Raw genomic sequence first — 17,626 nt, 5'->3', positions numbered from 1 at the left:
GAACTCGTCCAAGGATATATAATTAAATATCATCTTAAGTTACCTTAGTCGTAATAAGTTGGCCAGCTTCATTAATAGTAACTTTCCACTTCACTCCACTAGCAGTCTTCATGATTATACCTTTACTTGCCTCTATTTCAATATCTCCAAACATTCTTCCACCAGTTGTCGCTAACCAAGCGCTCCCATTTTCCATAGAAGACCTTGCAAAAATACGATTAATTCGAAAACGCTTATGATCTTGAGAATACCCACTTAATGTAATTCTAACTTTATATAACTGACTCGCCTTCATATTCGATATAATTGTATCGCCAACATTTAATGGAACATCCAACGCAATAACCCAACTTCCAGTTGCACTTAATGCATATTCAATTTTAATTTTCTTTGGACTCTCTCCCCACCCAAAATACATTCCAAAACAATTTAACATTTGTATTGGTTTTTTCGTAAAATCCAGTTCAATTACAACTGGATTACTATCTGGAACGTCAATATAGTTTACACTTTGTTCATCTATTAAATTAAAGCAATTTGTGAGATTCCCCCCGTACGGCACTTTCCCACTTACTTGCTTAACATTATATTTCTGCTGAGCATTTACTAAAATATCATCTTGGTTTCCTATTAAATGAGGTCTATTTAACGTCAACGGTAACTGAATTCGTAGGGATTCTTCATAAGTAGACTTACAAACATTGTATTGTCCTTTATCTACAATAGTTGTCGAAAGCAGATTTGAAAAAAGGTAGTTACGATGAGAATTGGAAGAAAATTCAATAACAATTTGTTCACTACTCATCCGGTACGTATCCCAAATCATACAATCAAATGTATTATATGCACCTGAGCAACGAATTGCTTTTTTCGTTTGTTGTCTACATTGCACTTGAATATCATGAAACGTATTTCCTGAACTTTCATTTGGCAAATCACTATTTCCATCGACTTCAATCCCATACACACATCCATCAATAAATATAGATTGAAATACATTGGCGTTAATCCAACAAGGTGTATTGATATCATCTATATACTCTGTTTTCAAATATATTGCAGTTTGAAAGTTTTTAATTTGAATAAATTTAACTTGAAAGAAACTAATATAATCCCATGCCTTTTGACAATAAAAATGTATAGCTTTTCCTTTATACGATGGAGTTGTATTTATTATATTTATATTTGATATAACAGATTGATTAGGTAGTTCGATTTGTTGTGAACCAGAAACATAAATGACAGCAGATTGAAACAATGAATTTATAACTTGAATAGTACCACCAACAATCGAAGCGTTACTTTGTAGCTCAAACGCATTAAAATCCCCATCAATTTGCAGCGTTACGGTAGGATCTAATTCTAATCTTACGTTTGATTTAATAACAATCGGCTTTACAATTTTGTACGTATTTACCCCTGTAATTCTAACCGTCGAAATTCGATTCGCTACACAATAATCAATAGCTTGCTGAATTGCTAATGAGCTATCATTTCCCGAGTTTGGAACTGCGCCAAAACAATCGATGTGAACGCTACCTTCTGGCGCACAATCTTCTTGGGAAGAAATATATTCTGACAAAATAAATTCACTCCTCATATTACCTTTTTTCATATAATATGTGAGTTCTCTCTTAAAAGTTTCTATAATAAAAAAAACAAACGACCTACCCGGTCATTTGTTTAACTCATATATATTTTTCGTTTCTTCTATCATTTTAGTTAACGAGAAATACCTCACTGCTTTCTCTCGTGCTTTCAATCTAATATCATTTACCCTTTCTTCATTCCCTTGTAGTTCTTCAAGTGCACTTGCGAATTCAGATTCGCAATATTCAGATATTAAAACACCTGATTCTCCATCTATTACCGCTTCATGTATTCCGCCAACATCTATTGAAACAATTGGTGTCCCTGTAGCCATCGCTTCAATTACTACCATTGGAAACACTTCACGAAAAGATAATAAAAGTAAGGCATCCATATTCCCAATAAACTCATGCGGCTCTGAAATATTCCCTAGCATCTTCACCCTTTGCCGCAATCCATATTTTTCTATTTCTTTCATAATCGATTCTTTCTCTGGTCCATCACCAGCAATATAAAACATAAAATCATTTCTCTTTTTCAACACATTTGCAATTTTGACAAATAGTTGATGGTTTTTCTCTTTGGATAATCTAGCTAATATCCCTATTTTATATGTAGATTCTTTCTTCTTCTGCTGGAATAAAAACTTTTCAATATCGACACCGTTATAAATTGTATTTATTTTTTCTTCTGCTACATGAATTGAAATTAAATTATTCTTTTCAAACTCACTTACTGTAATAATATTGTTTACATATTTATTCATGAAATAACGAAAAAGCGTTGGCATTTTCTTTTCTAATATCGTTACATTATGTTTCGTATAAACAATTTTCATCTTTTTTTTAATAAACTTTTGAATTAGAAAAGCATATAATACCATTCGCAAACTATTTGCATGAATAAGTTCTATCTTTCGTTTACAAATTTCGTTTCGTAAATAATAAAGATTTCTCAAATGATTCCATCGACTAAGTAATATAAAATTTTCTTTTCTAGTAAGAGATTCATATAGTTCTCCATCACCTGCAGCTGTATAAATCTTAAAATCATCATAACGCAAATTACTTTCCAATTTACAGAAATAGCTCTCGGCTCCGCCAGTTATCAATTTATCTGTCATCAACAGTATATTCATAATTGCGTCTTCCCAACTACATTGATTTTATTTTTTTTATAAGCATGATAAGCATACTTACTAAAATAGTAAAAAATTTGCACCGAATTCAGTCGTTCTTGTTCCCTTAACAATTTCCAATACCGAAAAGCTGCTCTAACTTTATTTCTCGAAACAGAATTTGCTACAATTCGATACTTCGCTAATACTTGCTGTATCCCTTTTGCTTCATACCCTTCATGTAATAAGTTCAGCCATAACGCTGTATCTTCCGGCTGTATACTAGGCATTTCGACATACGGAATTTTTTTACGATCAATCATCACTGTTAAACACCCGATAATTGTATTTCCTACTAAATAATGATAGTCAACAGATTTTGGTACACTCACTTCGCAATTTAGTTCATTACCATTTTCATCAATTAAACTATACGACGCATATGAAAAAGCTATATTCATTTCTTCCATAAATAACAATTGTGTCTTCAATTTATGCGGCAACCATATATCATCACTATCTAAAAAGGCAATATACCTTCCTCTTGCCTCTTGGATCGCTAAATTCCGAGCTTTAGCAGCACCAACATTTTCTTTTAATGATAATAACCTAATTCGTGAGTCTCCTTCTATTATCTCTTTAATTTTTGCGGCAGATTGGTCGGTTGAACCGTCATCAACGATAATCATTTCCCAGTTTTCATACGATTGATTCTGTACAGATGAAATTGTCTCACCTATAAATCGTATACTATTATAAGAAGGTGTTATTACAGAAACATAAGGCGGCTCGTTATGTGCTGATAGACATTTTACCATCTATCTTTCCCCTTCCTTCATATATTGAAATATACTTCACAACAACTGCTAAAAATAAAAAGAACGCTTCGTTAATAATGAGTGACAATGCCATCATCTGAAATAAAAATGCAATCATAGTCAATAGAAGATATGGTTTTTCACGAAACAAAGTATGCTGCGCTAGCTTGAACATTAATATGAATAAAAACGCGCTATATAGAAGAAAACCAATTGTACCCGATTCAGACAAAATTTCTAAAAATGTATTGTGTACATATAATTTTTCATTAAATTGATACTCATAATAATTCGAAAAGTTAAAAGCACCGATTCCGATATATGGATTGGATAAATAATATTTAAAAGCAGCTTCCCATAATGTAAATCTACCACTTCCATTATCATGGGAAAAATCAGAAATTCGTTTATTTAATATGTCATCTAATTGGCCCCCCATTACACTATTCGATAAACTAAAAATAACTACACTAAACAATACTAAACTCATAATTATTTTTATTTTTTTGGCGAAACTAGATATACATATATATACAAAAACGACAAGTACAAGCGCTAATATACCGCCCCTTGAAAAGGTTAATAAACTCGTCGTAACACATAAAATTAACCCTAGGATGTTAGTGATATTTTGTAAATTCGTCATATAGTACATAAAAAATATTGTATTATAGAAAATAAAAATGTTAGGATCATCTAGCAATCCAATTAACCGTGGATATCCTCTATCAACTAATAACCCGGCAAAAATTTCTCTCTCTTCTCCACCGTATAAACTAAAGTATTGTAAACCGATTATATAGAGTATTAGACTTACTACATTAAATACTACTCCTACATAAGCAATAGATGATTCAAGTACCACTATTTCAGTATTGCCCAATAAATTCCTCATTATAAAATAGCATCCTAAAACAAGTAGCACGCCAAAAATCATACGAATACTAGCATTTAAATACATAGAAAGAATTCCACTCAAACAATAAATGAAATAAAACAGTAAAAATATAACTTCATGAAAATATAACTTTTGAATATGAAAGTCTTTAATTGTTAAACAAAAATATATGACTAAAAAAATCATATATATTTTCAATGAAAATCCAATATATAAATTGTATTTACTTAACATAACAAATAATATTAGAAGAATAATCCATCCCATCGATACTTTCATATTATTTTCCATAGGCTATATCCCCTGTTTCGTAATATAATCCTTTTTGCGTATTTTTCTTATAAAAGAAAGAAGAAGTTTTTTTAGCTCATAATCATATAGGAATATGGCAGCTACTACAATTAGTATATTAAGAACAAGCGCAATTAAATGATATGTATGCAATATATATTGCACTCCAATAAAGGTTACACCAAAATAAATTGTATACGGTATTACAATTTGGAATACAATTTTTTTCTTCACTACACTTACCGCTATATATCCCACTAAAGCGACTATTTCAAATAAAACCATAGCGTATGCCGCTCCTATCACTCCACCAAGACTACTAAAGCTATAAAGCATAACCCCACCTATCACCAATGCTACACACTGCACAACAGTTCTCTTATTTTGACATCCACTCGTCGTTAAACCGTCAGCAATAGCAATATTTAAACTTTGTAGCACAATAAGAAATGATAATATTTGGAGTGGCTCTACTGCATTGCTCCATTCTTCATGAAAAAATATAGAAATAAAGTATGGTGCTAAATGATATAAACCGATCGTCATACATATTCCTACAATCGCCATTGATTTAATTTGAAGCAAATTTAATTTCGTATGCTCTTCTATATTATTCTGGTTATAATGCTTAAAGAGCACTGGAAAAAATGCACCTGCAATTACCCCTGGTACTTGATATAAAGCTGCCGGCATCCGGTACGCCACTGCAAAAACACCTACCATACTTAATGGCAATGTATAGTTAAGCAAGATAGGTGCTAATTGTGGCGTACTCATTATTAAAAAACCGCTAATAATAAAGGGAGTTAATTGCCAAAATAAAGCTTTATGAATTACGACTTTCATATTCATTTTCGTCTTTCTTCTCATGATATATATACTGAATAAACCACCGATCATATACCCAAAAGCATATAAGCGAGCCGTTACATACACCGGTAACTCTCCGAAAATACAAAAACATGTAATTATAATGACAACCGATGCTGATACAACTTTAATGAGCGCTATATACTTCATACGTTCCGTCAGTTGAAAATAGGCAATTCCTATGTTTTGCCAAGTTAATCCTATTAACATGAAAAACATTACGTTTATCATCATATAAATTAAATTTTTATCCGCATACATATAATGAATAACAATATAACCGATTATAGAAATAAGAATAAGTAGAATCATTCTTATTTTTATATACGATGATAAAATCTTCTCTAAATCTGCTCCATCCTTTGCCCCTTCTCGAAGAAACGTATTACTAAGTCCTAAGTCTGTAAAAAATAACATAACAAACGTCACTGCTATGGCAACACTAAACATCCCATAATGTTGTGCGTTAAAAAAGTTTGCTAAAACAATTAAACTGACGGCCTGAAGAAGGTTAGCTAAAATCGTACTATAAAATAGATGGATAATATTGTTTAGAATAGATCTACCCATACAAGTTCTCCTTTGCAAGTAACCTACTTACATATGTTGTTTGTTTACATATATATTTATCTTGCACCATTACCGTTCAATACAATTAAAACGGTTTTACATAAAATACGGATGTCCAGCCGAAATGTTTTCATTTCAATATACTCCATGTCCAGCCTCAACTTTTCCTTTGGATCAAGATTATATCCTCCATTTATTTGTGCCCATCCTGTTAATCCTGGTTTTACCATTAAACGATCCTTAAATTCTGGAATAAACGTATCAAACTCATTATAAAAAAACTCTCTCTCTGGTCTAGGGCCTACAAAAGACATATCTCCTCTTAAAATATTTAAAAGTTGTGGTAATTCATCAATTCTCGTTTTTCTTATAAACAATCCAACTTTTGTAATTCTTGAATCATGTTCTTTTGCCCATTGTGGGCCATTTATTTCAGCATCCTTTACCATTGATCTTAATTTAAATACATTAAACTTCTTCCCGTTTATACCTAAACGTTCTTGAAAGTAAATTGGAGCCCCTGATGTTTCTAAAGTAATCATAATACAAAAGAACAACATAATTGGTATCGTTAATAGTAACAATATGATTGAAAATATAATATCAAACAAGCGTTTTACACTTCGATTCAATATGCTAGGCTTTTCTTGAGCCGGAATCGTATACAACTTGGCTTGATTTGTTTCACGAATCATGGATCGTTACCCCCACATTCAAGAATATAAAATTATACCTATTAATTCACATTCTTTCCTATTTATATCCGCTATTACTTTTTGCACTGTACGTAGTGAATCTTTTCGCTTTTTAACTGCTAAGACCATTCCATCGCATTTCTCTGCAATAATGTGCGTAGCAGGAAGATCAAATACTTCAGAAGAATAAAAGAAAATGTAATCAAAATCTTCTTTCCACTTAGCAATCGCATTATCAAATTCATCCATAGCAACTAAGGGCGTCCCTGTGTGTACTGTTTTTTTTGCAGGAATACAATATAAGTATTTAGACAAATTACTAGAAAAAGATTCATAATTGCAGGGGAAAGAGCTTATTATATCGTTTACGGTTATCATGTGATCACTTTGTAATAATACATGTAATTTAGGGTCAGAAAAATTCACATCAATAAGTAACACCTTTTTCTTCATTTCTGCAAACACTAGACCCATATTTACTATAAGTGAGGCAACAACCCCTCTGTCCTTCGTTGAACTAACTGTGAATAGTTGTTTTCCAGATTTTTTCAGCTCGTGATACACCGTATAAAACTGCTCTTTCATCAGATTATCATGCAAATCGAATGGCAGCTGTTTCTTTGTCCTAAACATCGACATGTTCACCTCGATATATAGATGATTGTTTATCAATCTCTGTAGATTTCTGTTTTCTATTCGGTTTCACATTTATGTGACCAATAACAGAGACTGTTGTTATTTTCTCTAAATCTTGTTCCGTGTATATACGTTCATCAAAATAATCTCGAAATACAGCTAAACCTATCCCAACAAAAAAACTAACAATTAAAGAAATAGGAATGATCAGTTGAAATTTCGGAAACAATTTTTCAGCCTGTTCCTGTAACTCAGGATCAGTCAACACTTTCACACCTTGTACATTTGTGTACTGTTGAAAACTTTGTTGTGATTGCTCTGCCAATGTCTTTACAATGTCTTTCACGACTTTCGGATTGGAATCTTTTACTGTAACAGTTACAATTTGTGAATTGTCCGTATTCACTACCGAGATTTTTTGTGCTAATTCATAACTTGATTGCTCTAATTTCAAAGTTTTTTTGACTGTTGAAATAATTAATGGGCTTTTTAAAATATCAACATACGATGTTACTAGTTGCTTATTTTCTTGTGTTTTATTTGTTGAATTTTCCTTATTAAACTCATCTAAATTCCCAACAAGAATTTGCGTTGAATATTGATATGACGGCTTTAAAACATACATAGAGATAAGAACTAAAGAAGCGGTTAAACAACACATCGTTAAAATAATCGTTACGAATCTTCTTTTCAATAATTGTTGAAAATCTTTTATACTCATTTCTTGCTTCAATTATTTCACCGCCCTTTTCTGAATAACATCCTGCAAGTCACTCTTTACAGATACCCCTCTCTTCTTTCTATCCACTTGTTTTGTTACATACTTTCCGACTCTGAATGCAAATTTTTCTACATATATATACGAAAGTATTGCAAGTATAAACGAAAATATAAGTGAAAAAATTAAAATAATAGGCAACGGTAATATTTCATGGAACATGTATATAAGGGAAAACAACGATATAATATGGTATAAATAAAGACTGTAAGAAATCTTCCCCAAATATAACAAGTATTTATTGCGTAGCAAGGATGACAAAGTTGATATTGACAAACTTAATATGACAAATAGACTTGCACTTATCGCCACTACGTAGTCTCGAAATATAAAATTATTGAGTACTTTAATTTCTCCAATAAGTCCTTCATACATAAAAAGTAAAATCGCAAATAAAAACCATGCAATTTTCGTGTTTTTAGTACAATTACTATAAAAAACTATTAAATTATTTTTATACTTCGCAACTAGTGCCCCCAATAAAAACAGCACCGTATAATGCAACGTTAATGCATAGCTTGTTAATGTTAAGCCCGAGCGAAACAAAAATAATATTACGACAGAACATATACTAAAACTAAACAATAATAGTAATGAACACCTTAACGTTTTTCGTAAACAAATCATCAAAATTAACGGAAAAATTATTGATATTCGCATTTCATGGACAAGTGACCAAATCACACCATTATATGCATCTGTATTATATTTCCCAACCAATAAAATATGTTGCGCTATTAAGCTTGGAGAACTTTCAATCGTCCATGAGCGATTAAACCATTCACTTAAATAAGAAATACCATATTCACTAATTGTAGCCTGGCATATAATAGCTATAATTATTGCCACAATATAGGGAATATATATTCTGCATATACGTTTTAAAAGGTATGACCCATAGCTACTATAGGTTTTTTGAATAGATTCATACAAAACAAATCCGCTCAAAACAAAAAAGATAATAACAGATTCGTTACCACTACTAAAAATAAGACGAGCAGGCGTTTCTTTTAATAGATACACAACAAATGGTTTATTATCTTCATAACTGTAATTTTGAAATGCTGAAAAAATCATTAAATGATGACCGATCATTACTATTAATGAAGAAATCCCTCTTATAGAATCCAATTCTTCGTATCTCTTCATCTTTTTACATCAACTCCTAATGAAATGATAATAATCATTTCAAAGCGACATCTTTATTCATATTCCTCTCCTTTCTTTTCATTCCAATTTTTCATATTAAAATGATTTTATAGTATAAATTTGAGTGTATTGTAACATTTTTTGTAATATTATGAATAGCGAATCTCAAAAATTGGTATATACCAATTTCAACCTCGAAAAATGAGTAATATTGATAGAAAAACACTATAAAAATTTCTTGCATATTTACAAAATTAAAGAGATGAATAGCGTTTTTTCAATATAAAATAAAAAAGATAGCCTACATAGGCTATCTTTTTTATTTTATTTAATTACTGGCACCACTATATGCTACATGTCGTTTCTCAATTCTCTCTTCAATTTCTTTCATATTTTCTTTATTATTTAATAGTGATTGTTTATTTTCAATTAATAATTGTTTAAAAGATTTTCTCACTTTTTTTCTCATTTTCATTGTCCTCCTTGGGGGATGGTTTATATAAAAGATAAAGAATTATCTGTGTGTCCTTATAATAATTGATTGTTGTGAATTCTATTTGAACTTCATATGAAAATTCCGTTTATTTTCTGACAACTTTGTGAACACGAAAAAAAGACTCTCTAAAACTATGTTGAAATTAATTCACTTCATTATAAAAATTACTATTCCCATCAACTTTTATCATTATATCTTGTCGAAACATTTATATATTTAAAATTGAGTTCGACATAATTTTATTTACTATAATACTGTTTACAAAAACAAAAAGAAGGTGTCACCAAGTCAAATTTCGACTTATGCAACATCCCTCTTTCCAAACTATTTATAGCATATTTATTAATATTTCAGGTCTTCCCCAATTCATTTCTTCACAAACAAATCTAAGTTTTTCTTCATCCATTGTGTGTAATCCCTCTTCTAGTAAACATGAAATTGGAACTTCACAGTGAATTTGTGCTAATTGCAACGAAATATTTAAGTTCTCTAAATCACTTTCAATCTTCGTACGCTGCGCTTTTGTTAATGATTCTACATTTTCTAGTACAGCGGATACTGTTCCGTGCTCTTGAATAAGCTTATACGCTGTTTTTTCACCGATACCTTTTACACCTGGATAATTATCACTTGTATCTCCCATGAAAGCTTTTGCATGGACGATTTGCCACGGCTCTACACCTTTTTCTTCCATGATTTTCTCCGGTGTGTAATATTCGTAATTTCCAATTCCTTTACGCAGAAGCATAACCGTAACGTTCTTATCAACAAGTTGAAGTAAATCTGTATCACCAGTTAAAATATAAACTTCAGCTTCATTGCAGTATTGTTTTGCAAGCGTACCGATACAATCGTCCGCTTCGTAGCCTTTCATACCGATAACTGGAATGGATAATTTCGCAGTCATTTCTTGCACTAAATCAAATTGAGGAATTAATTCTTCTGGTGGCGCTGCACGATTTGCTTTATAATTCGAGAACGATTCTGTTCTAAATGTCGTACTTCCCATATCCCAGCATGTAACGATATGTGTTGGTTCAATCGCTTGCGTAGCTGTTAACAAGTGTTTCATATAACCATGAATCCCATTCGTAGGGGTTCCATCTTGTCGTTTCATAAATTGTCCGTAGACACTTGTTGCGTAAAAAGCACGAAATAATAGTGCCATACCATCAACTAATAATACTTTTTTCATAATTCCTCTCCTATTAAAAAAATAATAACCTCACGTTATCACGTAAGGTTATATAAATAGATTACCATTCTACGTTTTTGCTCAACTTTGTCTATTATACATTGTTTTTGTATATTTAGCACCATTAACACATTAAGACGTTCTACTACAACAAGTATGCAATATGCCTGAATACGTATTTTTTCCAGTAGAAACAACTACAGCCTTTGCACTTCCACTAACGATATGTGAACCTTTAAAACATACATTTTCAAGCTCAAGTGGATTATAATCTTTCATCCGTTTTAATGGAATAAATCGTTTACGTTCAAGGTGATAGCAGCTTTCAAACTTCTCTATACTCGCTTCGTTTCCCGTTAACACAGACTCATTCACTAATAAATCATCTGCATAAATAATACGTACATCAGCTGGCACAGCATCTCCAGCCGAAAGAAAAATCATATCTCCAGGTACAAGTTCTTGCACTGGTATCTCCATCATTTTCAGTTCACTATTTAGCCCTGTACTACTAGAACATTCTACTCTAGATACAGTAATCGTTTCACGTTGTAATTCATCACACACACGTTGTTTTGAAAAACCTGGAATCATGCCACCAAGCTTCATCATTACTTCTGCAAGAATTGCTCTTTTTGAAGTTAGTTCATTTCGGCCATATACTTGAATACGTTTTTGCGCCTCTTTCATTGATAGTCCGTCTCTTGTTGTTTTAAAATATGCAAATACAGATTTTACATCTCTTGTTGCAATTTCAATTAATAAATCTTTATTTTTTTGGAGCATTGTTTGTTCTTTTATTGATTTTTTATTTAGTTTATATGACGTGTTACCCACAGTTTTGTTTGCATATAACATATTATCGTCTCCTCCTTTACAACATAGGAAGAAACGCTTTGTTTCTCAATTTATCCACTTTTCTGTGAAAGTGTCTAGCGCTTTATAAACGCTACATTGTGATAAATATAGAGGGAGGAACAAATCGTTTCCTGCCTACATCATATATTTTTGATTTGAAGTATATGGGTAACGGAACCGAGTCAGAATTTGACATGCTCCTCACCTCCTCGTTTAATTTTATAGTTTATACTATGAAATTACTCATAGCTTGGTAACAAAAAAGACCCCTACCCTTAAGAGAGTAGTGGCCATTACATACACAAATAAACGATTTCTAATATAATTAGAAATCTACGGACCTCTCCCTCGCCGAGTTTTAGCACTGTATAGCATAGGTACATTACCAGCTACGTTAAGAAAAACCTTAATTCGATCATTCCTGTTGACCCATTGGCGTCTCTCGACATTTTTGGGCAGTAGCATTTCTCTATACAGGAGCCTCACCTAACAGAGACTTATTTTCATTACATTGAAAATGTTACTCTTATTTAAAATAGATGTCAACAGTAGCCTACAATTTTTTCAAAAGGTATGGCAAACTAACGTATATAAAGTGAAACTTTAATCAGTGGGGGTTTTGTTCATCCCCCACTGATTATTAGCCCTCACCAATCGGGCTGCCCGGCAAATAGCGGGATAAAATAAAAAACTTTACGTTTAAACGTAAAGTTTTTAATAAGTTATACAACCAGCGATTACAATCCCAATCGAAAGCGATAAAAACATAAGAAAAAGACCGACTGCTTGATTATCTTCTTCGAGACTTTTGTTTATATTAAAGCGTGGTGTAAGCCACTCAGCTAAATAAAAGACGATAATTTGAGCCAAAATCCCAACTGCTCCCCACGAAATCATATCAAGAAGTGAAATTGAATTAGCTGCTGTCGAATATAAAACAACAGCTAACCCAAGTAATCTTCCTCCAAGCACATAGCTTACCGCCTTATTTCCTTGAGCCATTAACTTAAATTCCTTTACTTTCGTTGTCACTTCCATTAAGAACAGACCTATACATAAAAGGCCGAGTGTTACTGCTAAATATAATAAAAAATTAATCATTTTTTCCCCTCCTTTTTATACCTACCGGTAAATAGTACGATTCATTTCCTGTAATCTTTTCTCCCGCACGAATACCGATACTACTCGCTTTTCCAGCAATTAAAAACGAACCAAACACATATGACAGTTTCTCGATCCCTTTTTCTGTTTCCAAGGATACGACTGGCAGTTCGGTATACTTTTGAAATATCGGCAGTGACGCTTTATACGTTTCGTGTGCATTTTGAAGCATAATATTTTCGTCTTTATCGCGAATCGTAATTGTATCTCCTTCTCTCCCAAATGAAGGTTTTTGAACGAAAGAACCTTTTCCTAAAAATAAATCTGGTTCTAAATATGTAGGTAACATATATTCTTTAATCCACTGTTGTTCCTCATTTGTATAAAAGACCTCTTCTTCTGCTAACCCCCAAATAAGACACTGAATTGATTTTGGCTGAAGTAAAAATGCTGACAAAGGATTTATTATAAAAAGCTTTCCGGTTTTTACAAGTTGTAACAGTTCCACACCTACCAAATCTCCTGTTTCAGGATCTTGATCCTCAATTAAATCTTCTATCGGATATGTTTGGCGATATAAAACATCAATCTTCGCCCCATCTTTATCGACTAGAGCATCCTTTGTAATTCTAAGTTCTGACATTGGCAATACTTTATTTTCAACATGGCATAGCTGACTTAAATACATAGTGGTATTCCAATCCTCGATATGTTCATGATGTGCTGTAAAAACAACATTTGGATTATCTAATCCCTTTGTCGCTTCCATTACTGCTTTCGTTACACCAGAAGATAGCAATCGTTCTTGATCCGAGTTTGGATCATCATAGCCTAGATTTTCACATACTTTCCCATTCATTTGAAAACATTCCACAATAAAAGTTGGTGTATCACTATTAAACTCAAGCATTTTGATTTTATTATCCTCTGTTACAGCAAAATCAAATCGCGAAATTACAGATTCAGGATAAAGCCCTTTCATTCTAATGAATGATAAACTCGCGGATGGAAAGCCAAGATCTAGAAGCTGTTCGTCACTTAAATTACGCAGCAGTCTAGCAGTCTTAAAAAATATTTTCCCCATTCGTTCAGTCGCTAAGTGTAATTGGTCCAAAGTCTGATTTGTTATAGAAAAAACATGAAACAAACTATACTCACATTCATATAAATCCGACCAAAAATTCGGATATTTTAAATAAAATTCTTTTCGATCCCTTATGTATTGCGACATATTTTAGCCCCCAAATCCTCCCTTTGAACCGCTTCCAATTCCACCTTTAAATTCAGCAGACGATTGATACGATTTAAACGCCGATGAATTTTTAAAAGTGGATTTATTTTGATAGTATCGCCCACCATAGAAATAATGCCCACGATAACCTGAACTACTATCATCACACTGCCATACCCCAAGTTCATCATCCCAATCCCAATCAGAACAACTATTATCATTCGGTTTTGGGGGAAGATCTTGTGCGCAGCCAAATAAAGTGCCAGTCATTAAAGACGTTACGACACCACCTACTAGCCATTTCGTTTTTGTCACCTTCGCACTCCCCTTTTTAAATTCTATTCCTATTATATAGGATGGCATGATAAAGTAGAAGAAAAAGGAAGAAGAGGGATTAAATGCGCTTAGAATATCGACTTAATGATGAAACGAAAGGGTATCCTGCTTTATGGAACTACGCCAATATTTCTAATTCTGAAATTATCGCACGCATGACTTGTGAATATTTTATTAAAGAGAAAAATACTTATGTTGTTACTGCAACTTCGGTTGATCCAGACGGAACAGCAGTTATTTATATTCAAAAAGAAGTTTTCGCCAATGACCCTTCAGACCCTACATACTCCCACATCGGTTTTGAAATTAGAGAACTAAGTGAAACGAGTTCAAGCTTAGTAGATAGTCAAGATGTATGGAACTACGAAGAAATTTTACCATCTCTTCATTCAGATATTATATATATTCAGCGAGACGGCATGTCTATGGAATTCTCCTTGGATTCAAGAGAGATTGATGAAGACAGAAAGTGCTACATTTATTACGGAAACTTCACAGGTGAATCAAGATAATATTGATATATCTATGCAACAAAAAAACCTTACGTATAAAACGTAAGGTTTTTATATAGCCCCACATATGCCGTTCTCTCTAGATGTCCATAAACCTGCTCTCACAGGTGGATGCTCTCACAAATGTTTGTAACTTCCTTCTTAAAAAGATGGCATGTTAGCTACATTTAAATATTGAACTTCCTTATTAAACTTATTGGTTTAAGACATGCATAAGCTACGTACACCGTAGGAATTTTATATAAGGTTAGTTGAAATAAGACCCCCGCACGTGCCGCTCCTCGTAAATGTCCAAAAACCCGCTACTCGCAGGTGGATGCCCTCACAGTTACCGTACATCTTCCTCCACAAGGAAGGCTTGATGATGGTCGCTAAATATTGAGCTTCCGTATAACTAACATCGGTTTTAGACATAAATAAGTTACGTACACCGCAGGATGTATTATTTACTTGTCGTTATATTATCACATTGTTTCCAATGTGTAAAATACAAAGTTTTTCGAGCAATCTCTTGCTTGTGACCTTATTTTAATACAAATTATTTTTGCATGCAAGTGATTAATCTTCTTCTTTTGCAATTTGATTTTTTGGATAAGAAATCCAATCACTCCAGCTACCTGCATACAATTTAACATTTTGGAATCCAGCCAATTTTAACGCAATGATATTTGGACATGCCGTAACACCAGAACCACAATATACAATGGTTTCCTTATCTTTCGACAGATTTTGGAATCGTTCTTGTTGCTCAGCTTCATTCTTAAATTGTCCTGATTGCAACATTCCATCCTTCCAAAAATAGTTTGTTGCTGTCGGAATATGTCCTGCTTTATGATCGACAAGTTCCTCTACACCAGCATAACGTTTTGGCTCTCTTGAATCAATTAACGTAACATCTGCACCTGCCTGGATATTCTCTCTTACTGTTTCCATCGATACAAGCATATGATCTTGTATGTTTGTTTTAAATGTTTTTCGTATAACAACAGGAATTTCCGTTGTTGTCGGTAGTCCATTCTCTTTCCAAACCGGGAAACCACCATCTAATATATATACTTTCTCATGTCCTACATAGTTACATAACCACCATAAACGAGCAGCATTTGCACCAGCTTGACTGTCATACGCAATTACTGTCGTATGTTCATCAATACCAACCTCCGAAAGCTTGTCCGCAAACTCTTCAATGCTTGGCAACGGATGGCGGCCACCATGTTCTGCTATAGGACTTGATAAATCTAAATTCAAATCAAAATATAACGCATGAGGAATATGTTCTTCTTCATACTTTTCTCTACCCCAATTAGGATTCGCTAAATCAAAACGACAATCGATTACACGGACGTTCTCATCTTCTATATGCTCACGTAACCATTCGACTGTAACTATCATCTTTAACGACCTTCTTTCTCTTGTAAACGACTTACATACTCCATAACCATTTCTTCTGTAACATATTTACGCTGCAAGGTAACACCATTTTTTGCAAGATCATTAATTTGCTTTGTTACAACATTAATGACATCAACCGAAAATTCTTTCCCATTTGACGCAAGAGATACGGCTGCTTCAATAGCTGCTTCACGCTGCGCATCTAATTGTAAACATGCTTTTACACTTTCATTTTGTTTACGAGAATGTGCTGTAATTGCTTTATGTACTTCCATCTTCTCTTCCCCCTAAATAAGTTATACGTTCTAATTCAATTCCATTGCAAGCCGAATCATATCACGGCATACAATGCCATTTTCAATAATCTCTTCTTCATAATGCTTCGAAAAGTAATCAAAATCAATAGAAAAAATACGAAATCCACATTTTTGATATAAAGCAAGTTGTGAAACACTAGAATTGCCTGTACCAATTTCAAGTTTTGACATACCATATCCTTTAGCAGTTTCTACGGCATGCCTTAATAGCTTCTTCCCAATCCCTTTTCCTTGCAAATGCTCTGCAACCGCAATATTCATGATTTCCATCGTCTTCGGCCTTGTTTCCAAAAGAACATACACACCGATGATGCTGCCCCCTTGCTTTGCTACGTATGTTAACCCTCTTTGTACATATATAGCTATTTGCCGTTCACTTGGATCAGCAAGTAGCAATAAAGACTTCGGTATAGCCTCTTTTAAAATACGTTCTATTACAAAAGACATAAAAAATCCCCCCATCTCTATTGTTCTAAACCCTCCTTGTCTACCATAAATAATAGAAAGGAGGGATTCACCATGGACAACAATGAGAAAAAATGCAACGTCATCTCTATTGATGGAAAGAAGAAGAAAAGCGACACGTATTCCTATCCAAAATTAGTAGTTGAAAATAAAACATACGAATTTTCTTCATTCGTCTTATGCGGTGAAACACCAGATGGCAGACGACTCGTTCTTACTCATATGATTTCTACCGATGAATTTGCTGGATTTGTCAAATCTTTAGATACTGTACTGCAAAAGAAAATTGAACGAATCTTTTTCTCATAACG

The 17,626-nt window shown here is 33.1% G+C and carries 20 protein-coding genes, 2 other RNA genes and 1 riboswitch; of the genes, 2 read left to right on the top strand and 20 right to left on the bottom strand.

What is annotated here, in order from left to right; genetic code table 11:
- Window positions 1–34: 34 nt before the first annotated feature.
- The 15 genes from AC3EMB_RS08360 to AC3EMB_RS08290 all read right to left on the bottom strand — a co-directional run bounded on the left by AC3EMB_RS08360 (window position 35) and on the right by AC3EMB_RS08290 (window position 14,608).
- Window positions 35–1,582: a glycoside hydrolase family protein gene (locus tag AC3EMB_RS08360; RefSeq protein ID WP_141241092.1), complete on the bottom strand. Its 1,548-nt coding sequence runs from the start codon at window positions 1,580–1,582 to the stop codon at window positions 35–37.
- A gap of 93 nt (window positions 1,583–1,675) precedes the next feature.
- Window positions 1,676–2,728 (bottom strand): glycosyltransferase family 4 protein, encoded by a 1,053-nt coding sequence (locus AC3EMB_RS08355; RefSeq protein ID WP_488517617.1) that lies wholly within the window; start codon window positions 2,726–2,728, stop codon window positions 1,676–1,678.
- Window positions 2,725–3,525: a glycosyltransferase family 2 protein gene (locus AC3EMB_RS08350; RefSeq protein WP_488517616.1), complete on the bottom strand. Its 801-nt coding sequence runs from the start codon at window positions 3,523–3,525 to the stop codon at window positions 2,725–2,727. The genes AC3EMB_RS08355 and AC3EMB_RS08350 overlap by 4 nt, the downstream gene beginning before the upstream one ends.
- The gene (locus AC3EMB_RS08345) at window positions 3,500–4,714 is read right to left on the bottom strand and encodes an O-antigen ligase family protein (protein WP_445117478.1); all 1,215 of its coding nucleotides are present in this window, start codon (window positions 4,712–4,714) and stop codon (window positions 3,500–3,502) included. Before AC3EMB_RS08345 ends, AC3EMB_RS08350 begins: the two co-directional genes overlap by 26 nt.
- 3 nt (window positions 4,715–4,717) lie before the next feature.
- Window positions 4,718–6,154 carry an oligosaccharide flippase family protein gene (locus tag AC3EMB_RS08340; protein ID WP_000533733.1) on the bottom strand — a complete coding sequence of 479 codons (1,437 nt, stop codon included), beginning with the start codon at window positions 6,152–6,154 and terminating at the stop codon, window positions 4,718–4,720.
- A 56-nt stretch (window positions 6,155–6,210) separates the two neighbouring features.
- Window positions 6,211–6,849 carry a sugar transferase gene (locus tag AC3EMB_RS08335; RefSeq protein ID WP_000617645.1) on the bottom strand — a complete coding sequence of 213 codons (639 nt, stop codon included), beginning with the start codon at window positions 6,847–6,849 and terminating at the stop codon, window positions 6,211–6,213.
- A gap of 18 nt (window positions 6,850–6,867) precedes the next feature.
- Window positions 6,868–7,488, bottom strand: a complete 621-nt coding sequence (locus AC3EMB_RS08330) for a CpsD/CapB family tyrosine-protein kinase (RefSeq protein WP_445117476.1) — start codon at window positions 7,486–7,488, stop codon at window positions 6,868–6,870.
- Window positions 7,475–8,218 carry a YveK family protein gene (locus tag AC3EMB_RS08325; protein ID WP_000807062.1) on the bottom strand — a complete coding sequence of 248 codons (744 nt, stop codon included), beginning with the start codon at window positions 8,216–8,218 and terminating at the stop codon, window positions 7,475–7,477. Before AC3EMB_RS08325 ends, AC3EMB_RS08330 begins: the two co-directional genes overlap by 14 nt.
- On the bottom strand, window positions 8,219–9,412 hold the full coding sequence (locus AC3EMB_RS08320; protein WP_049108366.1) for an acyltransferase family protein: 1,194 nt from the start codon (window positions 9,410–9,412) through the stop codon (window positions 8,219–8,221).
- A gap of 328 nt (window positions 9,413–9,740) precedes the next feature.
- Window positions 9,741–9,881 (bottom strand): FbpB family small basic protein, encoded by a 141-nt coding sequence (locus AC3EMB_RS08315; protein ID WP_001228048.1) that lies wholly within the window; start codon window positions 9,879–9,881, stop codon window positions 9,741–9,743.
- Between the two features lie 355 nt (window positions 9,882–10,236).
- On the bottom strand, window positions 10,237–11,103 hold the full coding sequence (locus AC3EMB_RS08310) for a 5'-3' exonuclease (RefSeq protein ID WP_000757069.1): 867 nt from the start codon (window positions 11,101–11,103) through the stop codon (window positions 10,237–10,239).
- Window positions 11,104–11,235: 132 nt separating this feature from the next.
- Window positions 11,236–11,961, bottom strand: coding sequence for a P-type ATPase actuator domain-containing protein (locus AC3EMB_RS08305; RefSeq protein ID WP_000964944.1), 726 nt, complete (start codon window positions 11,959–11,961; stop codon window positions 11,236–11,238).
- Window positions 11,962–12,296: 335 nt separating this feature from the next.
- Window positions 12,297–12,462, bottom strand: a riboswitch (M-box (ykoK) riboswitch).
- 213 nt (window positions 12,463–12,675) lie between these two features.
- Window positions 12,676–13,062, bottom strand: coding sequence for a DUF350 domain-containing protein (locus AC3EMB_RS08300; RefSeq protein ID WP_000606862.1), 387 nt, complete (start codon window positions 13,060–13,062; stop codon window positions 12,676–12,678).
- Window positions 13,055–14,293: a glutathionylspermidine synthase family protein gene (locus AC3EMB_RS08295; RefSeq protein WP_445117475.1), complete on the bottom strand. Its 1,239-nt coding sequence runs from the start codon at window positions 14,291–14,293 to the stop codon at window positions 13,055–13,057. The genes AC3EMB_RS08300 and AC3EMB_RS08295 overlap by 8 nt, the downstream gene beginning before the upstream one ends.
- Window positions 14,294–14,296: 3 nt before the next feature.
- On the bottom strand, window positions 14,297–14,608 hold the full coding sequence (locus tag AC3EMB_RS08290; RefSeq protein WP_000169030.1) for a hypothetical protein: 312 nt from the start codon (window positions 14,606–14,608) through the stop codon (window positions 14,297–14,299).
- Between the two features lie 83 nt (window positions 14,609–14,691).
- Here AC3EMB_RS08290 and AC3EMB_RS08285 point away from each other — a divergent pair, with 83 nt between their 5' ends.
- Window positions 14,692–15,141, top strand: coding sequence for a hypothetical protein (locus tag AC3EMB_RS08285; RefSeq protein WP_001235522.1), 450 nt, complete (start codon window positions 14,692–14,694; stop codon window positions 15,139–15,141).
- A gap of 54 nt (window positions 15,142–15,195) precedes the next feature.
- Here the strand turns inward: AC3EMB_RS08285 and ssrS (AC3EMB_RS08280) are convergent.
- From ssrS (AC3EMB_RS08280) to AC3EMB_RS08260, 5 genes are all read right to left on the bottom strand, one after another.
- A non-coding RNA gene (gene ssrS, locus AC3EMB_RS08280) (6S RNA) lies at window positions 15,196–15,379 on the bottom strand.
- A gap of 21 nt (window positions 15,380–15,400) precedes the next feature.
- A non-coding RNA gene (gene ssrS / locus AC3EMB_RS08275) (6S RNA) lies at window positions 15,401–15,583 on the bottom strand.
- Window positions 15,584–15,699: 116 nt separating this feature from the next.
- Complete coding sequence (locus AC3EMB_RS08270) at window positions 15,700–16,533, bottom strand: sulfurtransferase (protein ID WP_445117474.1); 834 nt, start codon at window positions 16,531–16,533, stop codon at window positions 15,700–15,702.
- Window positions 16,534–16,535: 2 nt separating this feature from the next.
- On the bottom strand, window positions 16,536–16,808 hold the full coding sequence (locus AC3EMB_RS08265; protein ID WP_000451820.1) for a YpbS family protein: 273 nt from the start codon (window positions 16,806–16,808) through the stop codon (window positions 16,536–16,538).
- 30 nt (window positions 16,809–16,838) lie between these two features.
- The gene (locus AC3EMB_RS08260) at window positions 16,839–17,297 is read right to left on the bottom strand and encodes a GNAT family N-acetyltransferase (protein ID WP_000011410.1); all 459 of its coding nucleotides are present in this window, start codon (window positions 17,295–17,297) and stop codon (window positions 16,839–16,841) included.
- Window positions 17,298–17,369: 72 nt separating this feature from the next.
- On the opposite strand from AC3EMB_RS08260, the gene AC3EMB_RS08255 reads away from it, so the two are divergent.
- Window positions 17,370–17,624, top strand: a complete 255-nt coding sequence (locus AC3EMB_RS08255; RefSeq protein WP_000369740.1) for a DUF3931 domain-containing protein — start codon at window positions 17,370–17,372, stop codon at window positions 17,622–17,624.
- Window positions 17,625–17,626: the final 2 nt, after the last annotated feature.

This window comes from Bacillus sp. LQ16, from assembly GCF_057784645.1.
This window is presented reverse-complemented; position numbering and strand designations above follow the sequence as displayed.

Bases quoted from the DNA above. Each gene is read 5' to 3' on its own strand.
- AC3EMB_RS08295 (WP_445117475.1), bottom strand. From the start codon at position 14,293: ATGTCGCAATACATAAGGGATCGAAAAGAATTTTATTTAAAATATCCG.
- AC3EMB_RS08350 (WP_488517616.1), bottom strand. From the start codon at position 3,525: ATGGTAAAATGTCTATCAGCACATAACGAGCCGCCTTATGTTTCTGTA.
- AC3EMB_RS08340 (WP_000533733.1), bottom strand. From the start codon at position 6,154: ATGGGTAGATCTATTCTAAACAATATTATCCATCTATTTTATAGTACG.
- AC3EMB_RS08260 (WP_000011410.1), bottom strand. From the start codon at position 17,297: ATGTCTTTTGTAATAGAACGTATTTTAAAAGAGGCTATACCGAAGTCT.
- AC3EMB_RS08300 (WP_000606862.1), bottom strand. From the start codon at position 13,062: ATGATTAATTTTTTATTATATTTAGCAGTAACACTCGGCCTTTTATGT.
- AC3EMB_RS08285 (WP_001235522.1), top strand. From the start codon at position 14,692: ATGCGCTTAGAATATCGACTTAATGATGAAACGAAAGGGTATCCTGCT.
- AC3EMB_RS08270 (WP_445117474.1), bottom strand. From the start codon at position 16,533: ATGATAGTTACAGTCGAATGGTTACGTGAGCATATAGAAGATGAGAAC.
- AC3EMB_RS08265 (WP_000451820.1), bottom strand. From the start codon at position 16,808: ATGGAAGTACATAAAGCAATTACAGCACATTCTCGTAAACAAAATGAA.
- AC3EMB_RS08355 (WP_488517617.1), bottom strand. From the start codon at position 2,728: ATGAATATACTGTTGATGACAGATAAATTGATAACTGGCGGAGCCGAG.
- AC3EMB_RS08320 (WP_049108366.1), bottom strand. From the start codon at position 9,412: ATGAAGAGATACGAAGAATTGGATTCTATAAGAGGGATTTCTTCATTA.
- AC3EMB_RS08310 (WP_000757069.1), bottom strand. From the start codon at position 11,103: ATGAAAAAAGTATTATTAGTTGATGGTATGGCACTATTATTTCGTGCT.
- AC3EMB_RS08345 (WP_445117478.1), bottom strand. From the start codon at position 4,714: ATGGAAAATAATATGAAAGTATCGATGGGATGGATTATTCTTCTAATA.
- AC3EMB_RS08315 (WP_001228048.1), bottom strand. From the start codon at position 9,881: ATGAGAAAAAAAGTGAGAAAATCTTTTAAACAATTATTAATTGAAAAT.
- AC3EMB_RS08305 (WP_000964944.1), bottom strand. From the start codon at position 11,961: ATGTTATATGCAAACAAAACTGTGGGTAACACGTCATATAAACTAAAT.
- AC3EMB_RS08330 (WP_445117476.1), bottom strand. From the start codon at position 7,488: ATGTCGATGTTTAGGACAAAGAAACAGCTGCCATTCGATTTGCATGAT.
- AC3EMB_RS08255 (WP_000369740.1), top strand. From the start codon at position 17,370: ATGGACAACAATGAGAAAAAATGCAACGTCATCTCTATTGATGGAAAG.
- AC3EMB_RS08335 (WP_000617645.1), bottom strand. From the start codon at position 6,849: ATGATTCGTGAAACAAATCAAGCCAAGTTGTATACGATTCCGGCTCAA.